The sequence below is a fragment of the Limnohabitans sp. genome (genome assembly GCF_046052825.1).
In the GTDB taxonomy this organism is placed as follows: Bacteria; Pseudomonadota; Gammaproteobacteria; order Burkholderiales; family Burkholderiaceae_C; genus Limnohabitans.
The window spans coordinates 140,948-158,228 of the sequence record NZ_JAVLFP010000060.1 but is presented as its reverse complement, the minus strand read 5'-3'; the positions used below and the strand labels follow the sequence as shown (position 1 = coordinate 158,228).

Below are 17,281 nucleotides of genomic sequence, written 5' to 3'. Positions count from 1 at the left end.
CAAAAAGCGGCCACGCCCGTGGTGGCAGTGGGGGGTGGGGTTGCGGCGCTTGGTGGGCCGTCGGCCAAGCCCACGGCGTCGATCGGCAAGATCTTGCACGAGTCGTTCACCGACGGCGCGCAGTTGCTGCTGTTGGGCGCCATGGTGGTGGGGCTGATCACGGGTGACGCGGGCAAGCAGGCCATGCAACCGTTTTCTGGCGATTTGTTCAAAGGCATGTTGTCGTTCTTCTTGCTCGACATGGGCTTGATGGCTGCGCGCAACTTGCCCCAAGTCAAAGGCAAGTCGCCGGTGCTGGTGGCCTATGCGGTGTTGGGGCCCATCGTGCATGCCAGTGCGGCCCTGGGGTTGTCCTGGTGGCTGGGCCTGCCCGCCGGTGACGGTGCTTTGCTGATGGTGCTGGCCGCCAGCGCCTCGTACATAGCCGTGCCTGCGGTGCTGCGGTATGCGTTGCCAGAGGCCAACCCATCGCTGTACTTCGGGCTGAGTTTGGGGGTGACGTTTCCACTGAACATTCTGGTGGGCATCCCCATTTACGTAAACTTGGCCCACGCAGTTCTGACTTAAATCTCGCATGGCAATTTCTCATCGGCCCGCTTACCAAGGCCTTCAAGTTGCGCTGTTAACGCAACACGGCAAGCAAGACTTGTTACGCACTCCCTTGGAGCGCGCCTTGGGCTGCCAGTTGTTGCACACCAGCGCCTACGACACCGACACCTTGGGCACGTTCACGGGCGATGTGGCGCGGCATGGCTCACAACGCGAAGCGGCCCGACAAAAAGCACAGATCGCCATGGCGCTCACGGGCGCACAGGTGGGGCTGGCCAGCGAGGGGGCGTTTGGCACCGACCCTTTCACGGGCTTGATGCCCTGGAACACCGAGGTGCTGCTGTGGGTCGACCAGCGCCAAGGCTTTGAAGTGATGGGCCTGGCACATGGGCCCGCGCAAAGCGCGCACACGAATGTGAGCACGCTGGAGGCCTTGCACCAGTTCGCCGCGCAAGCGCAGTTTCCTGAGCACCATGTGGTGGTGCGCTCAGAGCCACAGGGTGCGCACCTCTTCAAAGGGGTGTGCACGTGGCCAGACCTTGAAGATGCCTTTCGCTTGGTGAAGGCCGATTCAGCCAACGGCGTGGTGTGGGTAGAAAACGACCTGCGCGCCTTTTGCAACCCCACGCGGCAAACCATCATCCGCAAAGCGGCAGACGACTTGATCCACAAATTGCTGTCTGCCTGCCCCCAATGCCAAGCACCGGGCTACAGCCCCACCCGCCACATCACAGGCTTGCCTTGCCGCGCGTGTGGCCACAAGACACGACTGCCCATGGCCGAGGTGTGGCACTGCGACACCTGCAACCACGAAGAACAACGTACAACCAACGCCGACGACTGGGCTGACCCCAGCCGGTGTGATGCGTGTAATCCTTGATGCAAGCAGGATGGGCCAGCAGGCACGGACGCAGGGGAAGCTTGGATCGACTCAGGCCACCCAGTTTTCCACCCGCAGCCCAGGCACGCGGCTGAATTCGCGCAAGTTGTTGGTCACCAGCGTCCACCCCTCTGCCAATGCGTGAGCGGCTATCCAGAGATCGTTGTTGCCAATGGGCAAGCCCTGTTGCGACAGCGTGGCGCGGACATGGCCATAGTGCTCAGCAGCGGCTGTGGGCAAGGCGCAGGGTTGAATCATCTGCACCAATTGCGCAATGGTGGCCAAAGCGCGTTCGCGGGATTGGCTTTTTTCGGCACCAAAGCGCAGATCGCCCACGGTGATGGTGGACATGGCCAATTGCTGTATCGACAGTGCCTCAAACCTGTGGCGCACAGCCGCTGGCTGCCCTTTGGCGATGTAGATGCAGATGTTGGTGTCCAGCAGGTAGCGGGTGGGCGCACGGGCCATTGTCAAAGCTCCTCGCGCTCTTGGGGCGGGGTGTCTTGGCGGCCGTCGGCCATGAAGTCAGCGGGCAAGCTACCCAGCAAGTCAAACACAGCAGCAGCGTTGGCGGGCACTTGGCGTAGCACGATGTCGTTACCTTGCCGAAAGATCTCGACGCGGTCTTGCTCAAACCGAAACTCTTTGGGCAAACGCACGGCCTGGCTATTGCCAGACTGAAAAATGCGGGCGTAGGTCATGACGAGTCCTTGCACAATGTATCTACATTCAGTATATACATCCATCTATGACCTGTCTAGCAGCTCAGAAGCACATGTCGATTCGAGCTGAGACATGGGTCAAAACCCTTATGTTGAATTTTTTGCAGGTTGTTCAGCGTGCGGGTGAGGTGCCGGCGCAAGGCTTCACTGGCCTCGGCATTGCGGCCTTTTTCCAGCAAGTCCAAGATGCGCAGGTGCTGTTGGCAGTGCTCTTGGTAACGCGTCGGGCAATGTGGAAATGACCTTTGTGAGCTACACCGCCGCCAAGGGCTTCATCAAAGACCCGGACTTGTCCAAGAAGCTGCAAGACCAAGGCGGCGAGCCCGCGCCCATGGGCACGCAACAGTTCCGCGAGTTCATCAAAACCGAGTCGATGCAGTTTCAGCGCATTGTGGACAGCGCCAAGATCACGGCGGAATGAAGAGCCACGCCCAAACCTAACACCTAGGTTTTACATTCTTGTGTGCCCCATAAGTTCTCTCAAGTCTGCGTGGCTGGTGTCGATCAACCGGATGAGAATCCATTCGTTTGTGAACACACCAGGAGCGCCCCGTGAACCCATCTTGCCCCACCGACACCGCTGACACCTCAGCCTACAGCTGCCTGTGCTGCGCCCCCAACAGCCTGTCGGCTGGCCACACGCGTCGTGGTTTTTTAGGCTTGGGCACAGCCGCCTTGGCGGGTGGCTTGTTGGCCACCACCGCCGGCCCCGCGCAAGCGGCCAGTGGCAACTACGAAGCCATGTTGGTCAACTGCATTGACCCCCGCTTCACCACCCTGAGCTGGCAGTACATGGGCTTGTTGCACGGCATCGCACGTGACAAGCTGGCCGACAACTACAGCCAGTTTGTGTTTGCGGGCGGCCCCATTGGCGCCATCCACCCCAAGTTCGCGGCTTGGCACAACACCTTCTGGGAAAACCTCGACATCACCGTGTCCTTGCACCACATCCCCCGCGTGGTGGCCTTGACCCACCGCGACTGCGGCGCGGCCAAGCTGGCCTTTGGCGACGCCAAGGTGGCGACCAAAGAAGAAGAAACCCATGCCCATGCTGAAGCCTTGATGGCATTCAGGGCCGCCGTGATCAAACGCCAGCCCAAGTTGAGTGTGATCACCGGCATCATGGACTTGACGGGCAAGGTTGACCTGATCGGTTGACCTCGCGGGAGGGTGATCCGCGCGGGCACGCGCTATCACCAAGAAGACTTTGGCGACTTTGGGATTGGCGAAGCGCTGACTAAACTGCACTCGGCCCGATACAACCCCCGAGACAAGCAGGTAGCCGCGTGACCCATTTTTTTCTTCGCCTGTCAGCCCCTGTGCTGATCACCCTGGGCCTCTTGTGCGGCCAAGCACTGGCCCAGAACTACCCAACCAAACCGATGCGTCTGATCGTGCCCACCGCCCCAGGCGGGGGCTACGACTTTGTGGGACGTGTGTTGGCCGAGAAGCTCTCCGCCGAATTGGGCCAAGCCATGGTGGTTGAAAACCGCACCGGCTCGGGCACTGTGGTGGGCACCCAAGCGGCAGCGGCGGCTGCACCCGACGGCTACACCCTGCTGATGGGCGGCTTGGCCAACATCGCCTTCACCCCCGGGCTGTACGACAAGCTGCCCTACAACCCCGCCACAGACTTTGTGCCGGTGGCGCTGGCCGGTTCGTTTTCGTACACGCTGATTGCACGCAAGGACTTGCCCTTGAACACGCTGCAAGAGGTGATGGACTTTGCGCGCGCCAACCCCGGCAAACTGACGATTGCCACCGGCGGCACGGGAACAGGCCAGCACGTCGCTGCCGCCTTGCTCAAGAGCCTGGCCCATGTGAATATTTTGGAAGTTCCCTACAAAGGCGCCCAACCGGCTTACACCGATTTGTTTGGGGGTCGGGTGGACTTGTTTTTTGACAACACCGCCACCGTGCGGCCCTTCTTGGAGGGCGATCGCGTGAAAGCCATCGTGACCTCCAACGCCAGCCGCGACCCCTTGTTGCCGCAGGTTCCGTTTGGTCGCGAAGCGGGCTTGCCCGGCTTGGTGCTGGAGAGTTGGATTGGCATTTTTGCGCCAAGCCAAACCCCAGCGCCGGTGGTCGAGACTTTGCGCACCGCCATGGGCAAGGTGATGCAGCAGGCGGACTTGCGCAAACGCCTCGAAGGCTCTGGGGTGCGCGTGTTCAACATGCCAGCCAAAGAGACCGAACAATTTGTCAAAGCAGAAGCCGACAAATGGCCCAAGTTTTTACGCCAAGCAGGCATCAAGGCAGAGTGACCATGGCCCCACACCCCACCCCACCCATGACACTGCAAACCTTGCTTGACCGTGCAGCCATCACCCAAGTCGTTCAAGACTGGGGGCTCGCCCGCGATGCCGGACGTTGGGAGCAGCTGCGTTCTTTCTACACAGCCGATGCGGTGATGTACACCACCTGGTTTGTGGGCCCGGCGCAGGAGTTTGTCGACCGCTCCACCGAAGCCGCCAAGCGGGGCGCCAAGGCGCAACACTTCATTGGCGCGGCCACCCTAGACATCCAAGGCGACAAGGCCTTGGCAGAGACGCGCATGATCTTGCTCGCGCGCGGCATGGTCCACGGCGTGGAAGTAGACGTCACCTGTTACGGTCGGTTTTTCGACCAGTTTGTTCGCCAAGGCGATGCCTGGCGCATTCAGCAGCGTGTGCCGATTTACGAAAAAGACCGCATGGATGTGCTCGACCCAGCCACCCAGCTCACGCTCGATCCGGCTGTGTTGGCCCGCAACCCAGAGGGCTACCGCCACCTGGCCTATATGCAGTCACAAGGCGGTGCCACCATCACCGAAGGCTTACCCACCCCCAACAGCGAGGTGCTGACACGCTTGTATGCGCAAGGTCGCACTTGGCTCAACACTTGATCAACCGAAGGACCCCCATGAAACTCACCCTCGCCTACTGCCCAGGTGCCTGCTCTTTGGTGCCTTACGTCTTGCTCACCGAAGCGGGCGCAGCGTTTGACACCCTGCCCATCAACCTTGGCAAAAACGAACACAACCGCCCCGAGTACCTGCGCATCAACCCCAAGGCCAAGGTGCCTACGCTGATCATCGATGGCGATCCACTGACCGAAAACGTGGCCATTCAAATGTGGATTGCGCGTCAGTTCCCACAGGCCCAGTTGTTGCCCCAAGACCCGATGGCCTATGTGAAAGCCATTTCCTTGATGGCGTGGTGTTCTTCGGGCATTCACCCCAAGCTCACGCAGCAAGCGCGCCCCGAGCGTTATTGCGCCTTGGAGGGCAGCGCCGACAGCGTGCGCGAGCTGGGGTCGCACTCTTTGTTTGAACTGTTTGAAATTGCCGACCAGATGCTGGCCGGACGTGAATGGTTTTTTGACCACTTCACCTGCGTCGACGCCTACTTTTACTGGTGTTTTCGCCGTGGCTCGCAGTTCAAGCCCGATGTCTCGGGATTCAAGAACTGCATGGCCCACCTGCAGCGCATGCAAGCGCGCCCCAGTGTGCAAAAACTCTTGGCCTACGAAGCGCAGGTTCAGGCGGACTTTGCCAAGGCGGCTTGAACACGGCTCTTGGGCAATGGCTTGCCCCGCTTGCTGGGGGGCAGCCACAGTTCAAAGCTGTCGATCAAGAGCCGCAAGCCCTCAGGAAAGACGGTGTCAGAGTCGAGCGTGCTGAAAGCATCCGCAAAATAGTGCGCCCCCGAGAGCTCACCTTGCGGGGCAGAGTGGATGTGGTCTTGGATGTAGTGCGCATGGAAGGCGGGCAACTGCCGACTGACCTGTGCATAGGCTGAGGTCATCACATACTGCGACATCAAGTGGTAGCCCATGGCGGCGTGCTGGGGCTTGAAGCCTGCGCGCTTGAAGATGCTGGCGATGCGATCCAGGTAAAGCACACCAAAGTCGGACTCGCCTTCGCTGACTTGTTGGAACAGACGAAAGCGGTTGTGCGACATCATGTAGCGCAACACACCGCCGTATTCCACCCCCATGGCAAACGACTGGTGGGCTTCACGCCAGAGGTCTTTTTTCCAGTCGCCGGTGAGCGCTTGCAAGCGCGAGTAGCGTTCTTTGAAATACCGGTTGGCCACGCCCGAGATCAGGTCGTCCCGGCTGCCAATGTAGTAATGGATCAAGGTGGGTGCCACACCCAACTCGCGCGCCAAGCCCACCATTGAAATATCCCCCAAGGGCTCGGTTTTGGCCATGGCGGTGGCCGTGGCCAAAATTTGCTCGCGGGTGATGGTGGTGGCGCCCCCGCTTTCGGCAGCTTCATGGCGACTGGGGCGGCCGCGCTTGCGCGCCAGGGTGGCACTTGGAGAAACTTGATTTGACATCGATCAGGGTTTTTCTTGATTTATTTGTGACTGTCTCAATAGTTTAATTGAGACCATCTAAATTAATTGTAAGACGCCGCTATGAGTCAGACCCCCAAGGGCAAAGTCACCGCTGGCTTGCGAGGCGCAGGCTGGAACCCTCAACGCATGGACCGGCCTTTCACCACCCGCCCGTTCAGCCTGCACACGGCGGACAACCAACGCACACTGGGTTTGCTGTACGCGCAAACCGGGCACGAAAAAACCGTGGTGTGTTTGATGCACCCACGCGAGTTCACAGGCACCCCTTACCTGGTGCCCGATGTGCTGGACGCGGGGTGTGCCGCCTATGTGCAAGCGCCCCGATCGATTGGCAACGACTTGCGCTTGGAGCATGAGCTGGCCCTGCTGGACGTGGCCGCCAGCATGGCGCATTTGCGCAGCCTGGGGTTTGAGCGCATCGTGTTGTTGGGCAACTCGGGCGGTGCGGGCTTGTATGCCTTCTACACCCAGCAGGCCTTGCGTGCGCCCGAGCAACGCATTGCACGCACGCCCGGCGGGCGCCCGGTCGATCTGGCGGGTGCCCACATGCCAGCGCCGGATGACTTGATTTTTGTCTCGCCCCACCCCGGTCAAGGCAAGTTGCTGATGAACGGCATCGACCCGTCGGTCAGCGACGAGCACGACCCCTTGTCGGTGGATGCAGCGCTTGACCCGTTCGACGCCCACAACGGGTTTGTCACGCCGCCCGCCTCGTCCCACTACAGCCCTGAGTTTGTGAGCCGCTACCGTGCCGCGCAGCACGCCCGCATCGAGCGCTTAGACGCCCATGCGCGCGCCATCTTGGCCACGCGCGCGCAGGCGCGCAAACAAATGAAAGAAGGTGACACCTCGGTGCACACCCAGCGACGGGCCGCGCACACGCCCATCACCGCCATTTGGCGCACCGATGCCGACTTGCGCTGCTGGGACTTGTCGCTCGACCCCTCTGACCGCGTGGTGGGTGGCCTGTGGGGCCGTGACCCCTTTGCCTCCAACTGGGGCAGCGTGGGTTTTGCCCGCATGGTCACCGCCGAGTCGTGGTTGTCCACCTGGTCGGGCATCAGCTCGAACGCGAGTTTCGAGAAATGCGGCCCGGAGATTCAAGTGCCCTCGCTGGTGATTGAGTACACCGGGGACCAAGCCGCATTTCCGTCGGACATGGCGGCCATTTACGCGTCCATCGGCACCTCCCACAAGCGGCGCGAACGCGTGCGCGGCAACCACCACGGACAGGCCTTGGCCGAAGGCGAAGAGACCGGACAAGTCTTGGCCGGCCGTTTGGTTCAGCAATGGCTGCACGAGCCACGTTGATTTTTTTTCAGATCACCACCACCACCCTGGAGACACCCCATGCTTTTGAAACATCTCTCTCGCACCTTGCTGGCCACGTGCCTTGGTGCTGCAGCGCTTTGCAGTTGGGCACAAACCGGCGCTTGGCCGCAAAAGTCGATCCGCTTGATCGTGCCCGCACCTGCGGGCAGCGCGCCTGACTTGGCGGCCCGCATCATTGGCGACAAGCTCACCGCGAGCCTGGGTCAAACCATCGTGGTCGACAACAAGCCCGGCGCAGGCGGCATTGTGGCCATGAACTTGCTCAAAGCAGCGCCTGCCGACGGTTACACCATTGGCTTGAACCAAGCCGCTGTGGTGGTGGTCACGCCGGTCACCTACAAAGAAGCCACCTACGACATAGAACGCGACTTCGAGACCTTTGCCATCGCCGGCAAAACACCCATGCTGTTTGTCACCAACGCAAGCAACCCCGCCAAAAACTTGGCCGATGCCATTGCCATGGCCAAAGCCAAGCCTGACCAAATTGCGATTGGCAACCCCACCCGAACCTCCATCCCGCATTTGGCCGCCGAGGTGGCGGGCATCAAAATGAATGTGCAGTTTCAACAAGTGTCTTTTGCCAACACCGCGCAAGGCATTCAGTCGGTTGTCAACGGCGACATCGCCATGTATGTGGACGGCACGGGCCCGCTGATTCAATTGGTCAAGTCAGGGCGCTTGCGTGCCCTCGCGGTGGCGGCCGAAACCGAATTGCCTGGCTTGGAGAGCATTCCCTTGGCCAACAAAACCATTCCAGGTTTGAACATCAGCGGCTGGTTCAGTTTTCAGGCCCCCAAGGGCACGTCTGCGGCGATCTTGCAGCGCCTCAACAACGACATCAACCTGGCCATGCAGCAGCCCGATGTGTTGGCCAAGTTCCGTGACTTCGGCACCTACGCCACGCCAGGCTCGGTGGCCGATGCCCAGCGCTTTGTCAAAAGCGAAAAAGAATTGTTTGGCGGTGTCATCCGCACCTTAGGGTTCAAGCCTGAATAAGCCCCTGCGCACCGCCGCCACACACACCACACCCCATGCTGACCTCACGCCAATACCAAGTACGCCACCCCATGCCGGGGGTGGTCTATGCCCCAGAAGCCGACTTGCGCCGCTATGTCGACGGTGGCGCCCTGACCCACGAAACCATGGACCAGGCCTTCAGTGCGTCATTCACCCAACATGCCAAACGCACTGCACTGAGCGGCAGCGAGGGCAGTTTGAGTTACGGCCAGTTGCAAGAGATGACCGACCGCTTGGCGGGTGCGTTCATCCAGATGGGGTTGGCGCCCTTGGACCGGGTGATTTTTCAGATCGGCAACTGCAACGAGCTGGTGGTGGGCTTCATCGCCTGCCTCAAGGCAGGTTTGATTCCCATCTGCACCCTCGCCGCCCACCGCGAACTTGAAATTGGCTACTTGGGCAACCATGCCAAAGCACGGCTGATGTTTGTGCAAGGCGATGACCCAAAGTTCGACGATGTGGCATTTGCCGAGCGCATGCAGGCCGTGGTGCCCACCTTGACGGCCATCGTCCAGGCCCGTGGCACGCCGCGCGGGTCCGCCCACCATCTGCAAACCCTGATCGCGTCGATCAGCCAAGAAAGCGCCAGCGCGCTGCTGGCCCAAGTGCCGCGCGACCCGTTTCAGGTGGCGGTGTTTCAGCTGTCTGGCGGCACCACCGGGGTGCCCAAGATCATTCCGCGTTTTCACAACGAGTACATCTACAACATGCGCTCGGTCGCGGCTTGGAACGGCTACCGCAGCGACGACGTGTTGTTCATGCCCATGCCGATGATGCACAACCTCAACATGGGGTGCTGCTTTGGTCCGTTTTTGTTGACCGGGGGCAACGTGGCCATTGCCACCAGTTTGGCGCCCGAGGCTTTGGGCGATATTTTCAAACGCTGCGAACCCACCTGGACCGTGATGGCCGGGCCTTTGGTGGAGAAGCTCAAACCCGCCGTTCAATCGGGCGCATTGCCTCTGGGCAGTCTGCGCGGGGTCATCAGCGCCAACAACGCCCCGGCCTTGCGCGACTTGTTGGGTGCGCCGGTTTATCACATCTTTGGCATGACCGAGGGCGTGATCATGCTCACGCAAGACACCGACCCGCAAGAGGTGCGCGACACCATGGTGGGCGCGCCGGTGTCGCCATTTGACCAAGTCAAGCTGTTCAAGATTGGCAGCGAGGAGGAAATTGTGGAACCCGGTGTCGAAGGCGAATGCGCCTTTGGTGGGCCCTACACCATCCACGGTTATTACGATGCCCCGGAGCGCGATGCACAGGCCTTCACCCGCCAGGGCTTTTACCGCTCGGGCGACTTGATGCTGTTTCGAGACATTGGCGGCAAGCGCTACTACCAGTTCCGTGGCCGCACCAAAGACGTGGTGGACCGCGCGGGCGAAAAGGTCAACTGCGAAGAAGTGGAGTTGCAAGTCAACCGCCACCCTGCCATCTCGGCCACGGCCATCGTGGGCATGCCCGACCAGGTGTACGGCGAGCGCATCTGTGCCTTCGTCACCCTGCGTGATGGTGCGGTTGTGCCCACCACCGCAGAGCTGGGGCGCTTTTTGGAAGCGGCGGGCATGGCCAAATTCAAGTGGCCTGAACGCATCGAGGTGCTGACAGAGTTCCCCCTCACCAACGCGTCCAAACTCAACAAGCCCGCCCTGCGAACCTTGATTGCCAACATGCTCAAAGCCGAACAAACCCCGCAGTGACACCAGAGACCTCTTATGACCACCCTCACCTCAGCCACCACAGCCCGTCAGCCCATTCCCATTGCGGGCGTTCACCACACGGCACGCCCGACCTGGAAGTTGTCAGAAACCGTGCACTTTTACCGTGACTTGTTGGGGCTGCCGCTGGTGCATGCCATTTCAGCGCGTGGCTGGGGTCCGGAAGACCATGCCGACTTTTTGCATTTCTTTTTTGACAGCGGCAACCACAGCACGATCGCGTTTTTTTACTACATCGGCACCACCCCACCCGACTTTGTGGCGGTGCACGACGACTACCGCTACCGCGCCTCGCACACGGCATGGCGCGTGGACACCCGCGAAGCCTTGTTGGACTGCCGCGCCAAGATCGAAGCCGCTGGCATTGAGGTCAAGTACCAAATTCGCCACGAGGTGATTGAGTCGATTTACTTCAACGACCCCAATGGCTACTCGCTGGAGATCACCTGGCAAGTCCGTCCGTTCGAAGCCATTGACATTCAAGACGCCGCCCGCACCCTCGAAGCAGGCATGGCCCTGGAGCAAGGCCAGCAACCGTTTCAAAAGATCGACCAAGTCTGGCTGACCAAAGGCGCGGCCTTGGCCCAGGCGTTTGAGCAGGCCCAGGAGTCCCATTGATGCCCACGATCTTTGTCCTCAATGTGGAAGAGTTTTTACCCTTGGTGGCGCATGCGCGTGAGGTGCCCGACTACCAGGTCGATGGCCCACGGCTGGGGTATTGGCGCATCTCCGCGCCGCAGCAAATCAGCTTGAAGCGTAAAACCTTGGGCTTCAAGCCTGCGGTGTGGCACGGGGCGTTGACGGGTGGCTTGGTCGGACAGATCACCCACTTTGACAACGATGTGTTGACCATCATCGAAAGCGCCGCATGAAAGTCGCCATCGTGGGCGGTGGCCCCTCGGGGCTGTACCTCGCCCTCTTGCTCAAACGCCGCCAACCCGACTGGCCTGTGAGCGTGATTGAACAAAACAACGCCGATTCGACCTTTGGGTTTGGGGTGGTGCTGGCCGACTCAGGGCTCAACCGTTTGCAAGCAGCAGACCCCCAGGTGTTTGAGCAGTTGGTTGCGAAGATGAATTTCAATGGGGTTCAAACCATCGAAGTGCAACACCATCCGATTGACATTCAACACCCCGCCAAAGGGGGTGCCATTGCCCGCATCGATTTGCTGCATGTGCTGCAACGCACCGCCCAAGAGGTGGGTGTGGATGTGCGTTTTGGTGTGCGCATCGAACACCCCGACGAACTCAGTCAGCATGGTTTGGCCGATGCCGATGTGGTGGTGGGCGCCGATGGCGTGAACTCGGTGGTGCGTGCCGCCTACGAAACAGAGTTTGGCACCACCCAGTCATTCCTGACCAACCACTTTGCGTGGTACGGCACGGCGCGGGTGTTCACCAAATCGGCCTTGGTGTTTCGTGAGTGGCAAGGCGGCTCGTTTGTGGCGCATTACTACCCCTACAGCAGCTCGGCCAGCACCTTTGTGGCGGAGTGCGACGACGCCACCTGGCACAGCTTAGGGCTGCACGCCATGAGCAACGAACAACGCCAACAGGTGTTTGAACAGGTGTTTGCGCCTGAGCTGGATGGGGAGCCACTGATTTCCAACCATTCCAACTGGCGGCAGTTCCCCGTGACGCAAAACGCGCACTGGACGGTGGGCAAGCATGTGTTGATGGGCGACGCGCACACCACGGCCCACTTCTCGATTGGTTCAGGCACCCGCATCGCCATGGAAGACGCGATTGCGCTGGCCGATGCCTTGACCGCGCCGGTGGCAACCGGAGCCCCAGAGCTCAGCCCACTGGCACGCCTGCACAACTTTGCCCAAACGCGCGGCCCGGCCAAAGACAAACTCTTGAACGCCTCACGCAAGTCCTACCTGTGGTACGAGCAGTTTGGGGACTGGATGCGACGCTACACCCCCTATGGGTTCATTCACGCGTTCATGACCCGCACCGGTCGCCTGAGCGAAGAACGCTTGCAGCAGCAATACCCCGAGTTGTTTGCGCAATTTCAGCGCGAGGGTTTGACACAAAAGCCTGTGGCTGCCCACGAACCCCTGGAAAGCGCCCATGCACGCTGACAGCGCCCCCCATGTGTCAACCTACGAACGTGTGGTGTCGCGCCACCCCTTGGTGGTGCGCAAGCGCGTGCGCTGGGCCGACTGCGACCCGGCAGGCGTGGTGTACACCGGTAAGTTCACCGAGTATTTGCTGATCGCTTCGAGCTATTTTTTTGCCGAGTTGGGCGATGGCCGCTACTTTGAATGGATCAAAACGCTGGCCGTCGACACGCCTTGCAAAGGCATGGACTTGACGTTCCATGGTGCGCTGTGGCCCGAGGATGAGTTTGACATGCACTGCACGGTCTCCAACATCCGTGCGCACAGCTACGACATCCACGTCGAGGCCAAGCAAGCCGATGGACGACGCATTTTCACGGGGCGCTTTTCACCCATTTGCATCAGCCGAGAGGTGCGCCAGCGGGTGCCCATTCCAGCCGCCATGCTGGCTCAGCTGCAACGCTTCACCGGCTGATCTGCATCCCTTCATCCACCCTGAGACCTGCGGCTTGCGCCAGCACGGCTGAAGCCTGCTGTGCGCTGTTGCCCCGCCAAGCCACATGATGGTCGGGGCGAACCAGCACCCAATCGGCCCCGTACAGCGCACGCGCTGCGGCGTCGGGTTGATGCACCACCGTCAAGGGCAATGTGAGGGCACTGGCGGCCTCCAACCAGGTGTGTTCGTCGGACTGCGGGCCCAAGGCCAACACGGTGAAGTCCCTGCCAAACAAGTCGGGCAGCCACCTGCCGTCTGCCAGCTTGACAAACGGTGCGCGGCATCCCGCAAACCCACTGGGCACATAGACATTGGGGGCATCGGGCGGGGCCTCGCCCGATTCACGCGCCACGATGCGGCTTTGGTAGCGCAGCCCCAGCTGCAAGCCTGGGATGTTGAACTCCGCATGGGCGTGGGCGTGCACGGCATGGGCCAAGGCGACTCGGGCTTGTTCACCCTCCGTGGTGTCTTGCTCCAGCGATGCCGGGATGGGCATGCGCCCAATGCTTTCGGCCATGAGACGCGCAAACTGTGTGTTGCGCTTGGCGATGGGGTGGCGCTCTTCAAAGTAGGTGTGCAGCAGCGACTCAGGGGCCCAGCCCTGCACCACGGCGGCGAGCTTCCAACCCAAGTTCACGGCGTCGTCGATGCTGGTGTTGTAGCCCATGCCACCGGTGGGGGTGAACAAATGGGCGGCGTCTCCGGCAATGAACAAGCGCCCGGTTTGGAACTGCTCGGCCACCAACATGAAGCCCGCTGTCCAACTGCTTTTGTGCAGCACCTCGTAGTCAAACGGCACGGTGTCCAGGCCGGTGAGCGTGCGCAGGGTGGCATCGACATTGACATCGTCAATGCCTTGACCGGGTTTGAGTTGAATGCCCATGCCAAACTCATCCACGCCGTTGATGGCCACCAAGATGCCGCGCAGTTGGGGGTTCATGACCCAGCTCTGCCAAGCCGGCTGGGCCAACGGGCCGTGCGCCAAGGCGGGGTACAAACCTGCCGCGCGAAAGTGGATCGACAGCATCTGCCCGCCAAAATAATCCCGCTGCTCTTGGCTGGCCCCTTCGTAGCTGGTGCCCATGGTGTGGCGCACGATGCTGCGGGGTCCATCGCACCCCACCACGTACCGCGCTTGCAGCTCATGCGTGCGTTGGGTGGCCACATCGGTGGCGACTACACGCGCGTGCTCGGCGCCATCGGCGACTTGATCGACTTGCCAACCGTAACGCGTGGTCACACTGGGGTAGCGCGCGATCTGTTGACGCAAGATCGGCTCGATGTACATCTGCTGGCCCCGGTGCGGCAACTCTGGGGTGGGCCAAGCGGCTTCGCCGTAGTCGCCAAAGGCGCTTTGCTGAGCCGCCTGGGTGCGGCTGGGGATGCGAAAACGCGCCAGTTCTTTGCCCGCCAATCGGGTGCAATACATCACGTCTTGGGGATAGTCTGCGGCCATGCCGACCTTGCGCACCTGGTCGGCAAAACCACGGCGGCGGTAATGCTCCATGGTGCGTGCGGAGGTGGCGTTGGCTTTGGGGCGGTCGGGGGGCAGCAGTTGCGGCTCGATCAAGAGGCAGGGCACGTTGCGGCATCCCAGCTCAATGGCCAACATCAGACCACTGGGGCCGCCACCCACGATGATGACGTCTGTCGATGCGATGTGGGTCATACCTGAAGCCTTTCTGAATGCGTCGAGGTCTAAGGGCTGGGTTGCGGTGTGGCACGGGCCACCCGCCAATACAGCCACGAAGCGATCGAGACGGTCAACAAATTCCAACCGATGCCGTTGAGGAAGGCGGCTTGGTAGGAGCCGGTGAGGTCAAACACCTTGCCCGACATCCACCCACCGGCCGCCATGCCCACCAAGGTCGCCATGATCACAGCGCCCACGCGGGCGCCCGCTTGCTGGGGCGGGAAGTGTTCGCGCACGATGATGGCGTAAGACGGCACGATGCCGCCCTGAAACAAGCCAAACATGGCCGAGATAAGGTACAGCGGCACCAAGCCATCAAAAGGCAAAAACAACAGCAAGGCCACACCTTGCAAAGCAGAGCCCAGCAAGAGGGTGCGAATGCCGCCAATGTGGTCGCAAATCCAGCCCGAGACCAAGCGGCTGACGATGCCACAGGCCAACATGAGCGACAACATCTCAGCCCCACGTGCGGCACCAAAGCCCAAGTCGGAGCAATAGGCCACGATGTGCACCTGGGGCATGGACATGGCCACGCAGCAGGCAAAACCTGACACACACAACAAGAGCTGGGCTTGCCCTTGGCTCAGACCAAACGGCCGCTCACTGGTGTGCAAGCTCGCACGACTGGGAGTGGCGCTGCTCGGGGTGAGCGCCACCAGTGGCGGACGCTGGCGCATGCGCAAGGACAACAACGCCATGCCCACACCACAAAAAATACCCATGCCGATGTAGGTGTGGCGCCAGCCCAGGGCTTCGATGCCCCACTGCGCCACAGGGGGCCAAAAAGTGCCCGCCACATAGTTGCCGCTGGCGCAAATGGCCACCGCCATGCCGCGCCGTTTGTTCCACCACAACGAGGTGTCGGCCATGAGGGGGGCAAAGGTGGACGCCCCACCCAACAAGCCCAACAACAAGCCATGGGCCAAACCAAAAGTCCAAATGCTGCCCGACAGGCCGGCCAACACAAAGCCTGCGCACACCGCCACCGAGCCCATTTGCAACACCGGGGTGATGCCAAAGCGGTCGGCCAACTTGCCGGTCCACAGCCCGCCCAAACCCAGACACACCATCATCAAGGTATAGGGCAAGGAAGCATCGGCGCGGTTGACGCCGAACTCGGCTTGCACCGTGGGCAACACCACAGCCACCACATACATGCTGCTGTTGCCCAGGGTGACCAACAGCAGCGTGGTGAGCAAGCGCCAAGCGGCGTAGCGCGAGTCGATCAGATCGGCCGAGGCCGGTGTGCGGGGCATGGTGAGACGCGTGGGATCAACGTGTCTTGCCAGGGTCTTTCACGTCTTTGATGGTTTCGATCTCGGTGTTGTAGAGCTGGCCGTTTTTGCGCTCGACTTTGCGGATGTAGATGTTGTGCACCACGTCGCGGGTTTGCGCGTCGATGTACATCGAGCCACGGGGGCTTTCAAAAATCTGGCCTTTCATCGCGGCCAGCAACGCGTCGCCATCGCCCTTGCCTTGGGTGGCCTTGAGGGCTTCCACGATCACGCGCATGCCGTCGTAGGCACCCACGGCCATGAAGTTGGGGCGCATGCCGTTGTTGGCTTTGGCAAAGGCCTCGACAAACTTTTTGTTTTGGGGCGAGTTGTGCGCTGCCGAGTAGTGGTGCGCGGTGACCAAGCCCAGCGCGACTTCGCCCATGTCGTTCAAGATGTCGTCGTCGGTCACGCTGCCTTCGGCAATCACCTTGATGCCGGCTTTGTCCAAGCCGCGCTCGGTGAATTGCTTCATCAAGGCGGTGCCCACGCCTGCGGGCACAAAGGCAAACAAGGCATCGGGTTTGGCGTCACGCACTTTTTGCAAGAACGGCGCGAAGTCGGGGTTGCGCAAGGGCACGCGCAGGGTTTCAACCACCACGCCACCGTTGGCAATGAAGGTGTCTTTGAAAAACTTTTCAGAGTCCACGCCAGGGCCGTAGTCGGTGACCAAGCTGACCACTTTTTTGATGTTGTTCTTGTAGGCCCAATCGGCCAAGGCCGTCACCACTTGCGGCACCGTGAAGCTGGAGCGCACGATGTAGGGCGAAGCCTGGGTGATGCTGGAGGTGGCCGCAGCCATGACCACCATCGGTGTTTTGGACTGGGTGGCCACCGGTGCCGTGGCAAACGCGAGCGGGGTCAAGCCGAAACCCGCCAAGACGTTGACCTTTTGGTTGACCACCATCTCTTGCGCCAAACGCTTGGTCACATCGGGCGTGCTGGTGTCGTCTTTGAGGATCAGTTCAATTTTTTTGCCTGCCACGGTGCTGCCGTTTTGTTGCAAATACAAACGGGCACCGGCTTCCATTTGTTTGCCTGTGGAGGCAAAAGGACCGGTCATGGGCAGCAACAGTCCCACTTTGAAGCTGTCATCTTGGGCCTGTGCAGTGCTCAGGAACAAGCCCATCAGGCTGGCGGCGGTCAAAGCGATCAGGTGTCTTTTTTTCATCATGTCTCCAGGGTGATTGAT

The 17,281-nt window shown here is 60.8% G+C and carries 21 protein-coding genes; 15 read left to right on the top strand and 6 right to left on the bottom strand.

The window, feature by feature from the left end; translation table 11 throughout:
- A partial coding sequence (locus tag ACKWJN_RS10745) for a sodium-dependent bicarbonate transport family permease (protein WP_408596759.1) occupies positions 1 to 567 on the top strand: 567 nt, incomplete at its 5' end.
- A 7-nt stretch (positions 568 to 574) separates the two neighbouring features.
- On the top strand, positions 575 to 1,429 hold the full coding sequence (locus tag ACKWJN_RS10740; RefSeq protein WP_408596757.1) for a DUF6671 family protein: 855 nt from the start codon (positions 575 to 577) through the stop codon (positions 1,427 to 1,429).
- Positions 1,430 to 1,480: 51 nt separating this feature from the next.
- On the opposite strand, the gene ACKWJN_RS10735 is transcribed toward ACKWJN_RS10740, so the two are convergent.
- Both ACKWJN_RS10735 and ACKWJN_RS10730 read right to left on the bottom strand, forming a co-directional pair.
- Positions 1,481 to 1,897, bottom strand: coding sequence for a type II toxin-antitoxin system VapC family toxin (locus ACKWJN_RS10735; protein ID WP_408596755.1), 417 nt, complete (start codon positions 1,895 to 1,897; stop codon positions 1,481 to 1,483).
- Positions 1,898 to 1,899: 2 nt separating this feature from the next.
- Positions 1,900 to 2,130: an antitoxin gene (locus tag ACKWJN_RS10730; RefSeq protein WP_408596753.1), complete on the bottom strand. Its 231-nt coding sequence runs from the start codon at positions 2,128 to 2,130 to the stop codon at positions 1,900 to 1,902.
- Positions 2,131 to 2,204: 74 nt separating this feature from the next.
- Here ACKWJN_RS10730 and ACKWJN_RS10725 point away from each other — a divergent pair, with 74 nt between their 5' ends.
- The 6 genes from ACKWJN_RS10725 (at position 2,205) to ACKWJN_RS10700 (ending at position 5,697) form a co-directional block, all read left to right on the top strand.
- Positions 2,205 to 2,393 (top strand): hypothetical protein, encoded by a 189-nt coding sequence (locus ACKWJN_RS10725; RefSeq protein ID WP_408596752.1) that lies wholly within the window; start codon positions 2,205 to 2,207, stop codon positions 2,391 to 2,393.
- Positions 2,394 to 2,398: 5 nt separating this feature from the next.
- The gene (locus tag ACKWJN_RS10720) at positions 2,399 to 2,572 is read left to right on the top strand and encodes a hypothetical protein (protein WP_408596750.1); all 174 of its coding nucleotides are present in this window, start codon (positions 2,399 to 2,401) and stop codon (positions 2,570 to 2,572) included.
- 131 nt (positions 2,573 to 2,703) lie between these two features.
- A complete protein-coding gene (locus ACKWJN_RS10715) occupies positions 2,704 to 3,309 on the top strand; it encodes a hypothetical protein (protein WP_408596748.1) in 606 nt (201 codons plus the stop codon).
- Between the two features lie 128 nt (positions 3,310 to 3,437).
- Positions 3,438 to 4,415, top strand: a complete 978-nt coding sequence (locus tag ACKWJN_RS10710; RefSeq protein WP_408596746.1) for a Bug family tripartite tricarboxylate transporter substrate binding protein — start codon at positions 3,438 to 3,440, stop codon at positions 4,413 to 4,415.
- Positions 4,416 to 4,441: 26 nt separating this feature from the next.
- Entirely contained in the window at positions 4,442 to 5,035 is a 594-nt protein-coding gene (locus tag ACKWJN_RS10705; RefSeq protein WP_408596744.1) for a nuclear transport factor 2 family protein, read from the top strand.
- 17 nt (positions 5,036 to 5,052) lie between these two features.
- On the top strand, positions 5,053 to 5,697 hold the full coding sequence (locus tag ACKWJN_RS10700) for a glutathione S-transferase family protein (RefSeq protein WP_408596742.1): 645 nt from the start codon (positions 5,053 to 5,055) through the stop codon (positions 5,695 to 5,697).
- Here the strand turns inward: ACKWJN_RS10700 and ACKWJN_RS10695 are convergent.
- Complete coding sequence (locus ACKWJN_RS10695; protein ID WP_408596740.1) at positions 5,670 to 6,473, bottom strand: TetR/AcrR family transcriptional regulator; 804 nt, start codon at positions 6,471 to 6,473, stop codon at positions 5,670 to 5,672. The two genes, ACKWJN_RS10700 and ACKWJN_RS10695, sit on opposite strands and share 28 nt — an antisense overlap.
- A gap of 81 nt (positions 6,474 to 6,554) precedes the next feature.
- Here ACKWJN_RS10695 and ACKWJN_RS10690 point away from each other — a divergent pair, with 81 nt between their 5' ends.
- Genes ACKWJN_RS10690 through ACKWJN_RS10660 form a run of 7 tightly spaced genes read left to right on the top strand, consistent with a single transcriptional unit; the run spans position 6,555 to position 13,101 of the window.
- Positions 6,555 to 7,805, top strand: coding sequence for an alpha/beta hydrolase (locus ACKWJN_RS10690; protein WP_408596738.1), 1,251 nt, complete (start codon positions 6,555 to 6,557; stop codon positions 7,803 to 7,805).
- 39 nt (positions 7,806 to 7,844) lie between these two features.
- The gene (locus ACKWJN_RS10685; protein ID WP_408596737.1) at positions 7,845 to 8,822 is read left to right on the top strand and encodes a Bug family tripartite tricarboxylate transporter substrate binding protein; all 978 of its coding nucleotides are present in this window, start codon (positions 7,845 to 7,847) and stop codon (positions 8,820 to 8,822) included.
- Between the two features lie 35 nt (positions 8,823 to 8,857).
- The gene (locus ACKWJN_RS10680) at positions 8,858 to 10,543 is read left to right on the top strand and encodes an AMP-binding protein (RefSeq protein ID WP_408596735.1); all 1,686 of its coding nucleotides are present in this window, start codon (positions 8,858 to 8,860) and stop codon (positions 10,541 to 10,543) included.
- Positions 10,544 to 10,558: 15 nt separating this feature from the next.
- Positions 10,559 to 11,179 (top strand): VOC family protein, encoded by a 621-nt coding sequence (locus ACKWJN_RS10675; RefSeq protein ID WP_408596733.1) that lies wholly within the window; start codon positions 10,559 to 10,561, stop codon positions 11,177 to 11,179.
- Positions 11,179 to 11,433 (top strand): hypothetical protein, encoded by a 255-nt coding sequence (locus ACKWJN_RS10670; RefSeq protein WP_408596731.1) that lies wholly within the window; start codon positions 11,179 to 11,181, stop codon positions 11,431 to 11,433. The genes ACKWJN_RS10675 and ACKWJN_RS10670 overlap by 1 nt, the downstream gene beginning before the upstream one ends.
- Positions 11,430 to 12,647 carry an FAD-dependent monooxygenase gene (locus ACKWJN_RS10665; RefSeq protein ID WP_408596729.1) on the top strand — a complete coding sequence of 406 codons (1,218 nt, stop codon included), beginning with the start codon at positions 11,430 to 11,432 and terminating at the stop codon, positions 12,645 to 12,647. The genes ACKWJN_RS10670 and ACKWJN_RS10665 overlap by 4 nt, the downstream gene beginning before the upstream one ends.
- Positions 12,637 to 13,101 (top strand): acyl-CoA thioesterase, encoded by a 465-nt coding sequence (locus ACKWJN_RS10660; RefSeq protein WP_408596727.1) that lies wholly within the window; start codon positions 12,637 to 12,639, stop codon positions 13,099 to 13,101. The genes ACKWJN_RS10665 and ACKWJN_RS10660 overlap by 11 nt, the downstream gene beginning before the upstream one ends.
- Here ACKWJN_RS10660 and ACKWJN_RS10655 read toward each other — a convergent pair.
- From ACKWJN_RS10655 to ACKWJN_RS10645, 3 genes are read right to left on the bottom strand one after another with little or no spacing between them, the layout of a single operon-like run.
- The gene (locus tag ACKWJN_RS10655) at positions 13,091 to 14,791 is read right to left on the bottom strand and encodes an FAD-dependent monooxygenase (protein WP_408596726.1); all 1,701 of its coding nucleotides are present in this window, start codon (positions 14,789 to 14,791) and stop codon (positions 13,091 to 13,093) included. The two genes, ACKWJN_RS10660 and ACKWJN_RS10655, sit on opposite strands and share 11 nt — an antisense overlap.
- A gap of 29 nt (positions 14,792 to 14,820) precedes the next feature.
- Complete coding sequence (locus ACKWJN_RS10650; RefSeq protein ID WP_408596724.1) at positions 14,821 to 16,071, bottom strand: MFS transporter; 1,251 nt, start codon at positions 16,069 to 16,071, stop codon at positions 14,821 to 14,823.
- Positions 16,072 to 16,087: 16 nt separating this feature from the next.
- A complete protein-coding gene (locus ACKWJN_RS10645; RefSeq protein ID WP_408596723.1) occupies positions 16,088 to 17,260 on the bottom strand; it encodes an ABC transporter substrate-binding protein in 1,173 nt (390 codons plus the stop codon).
- Between the last annotated feature and the right edge of the window lie 21 nt (positions 17,261 to 17,281).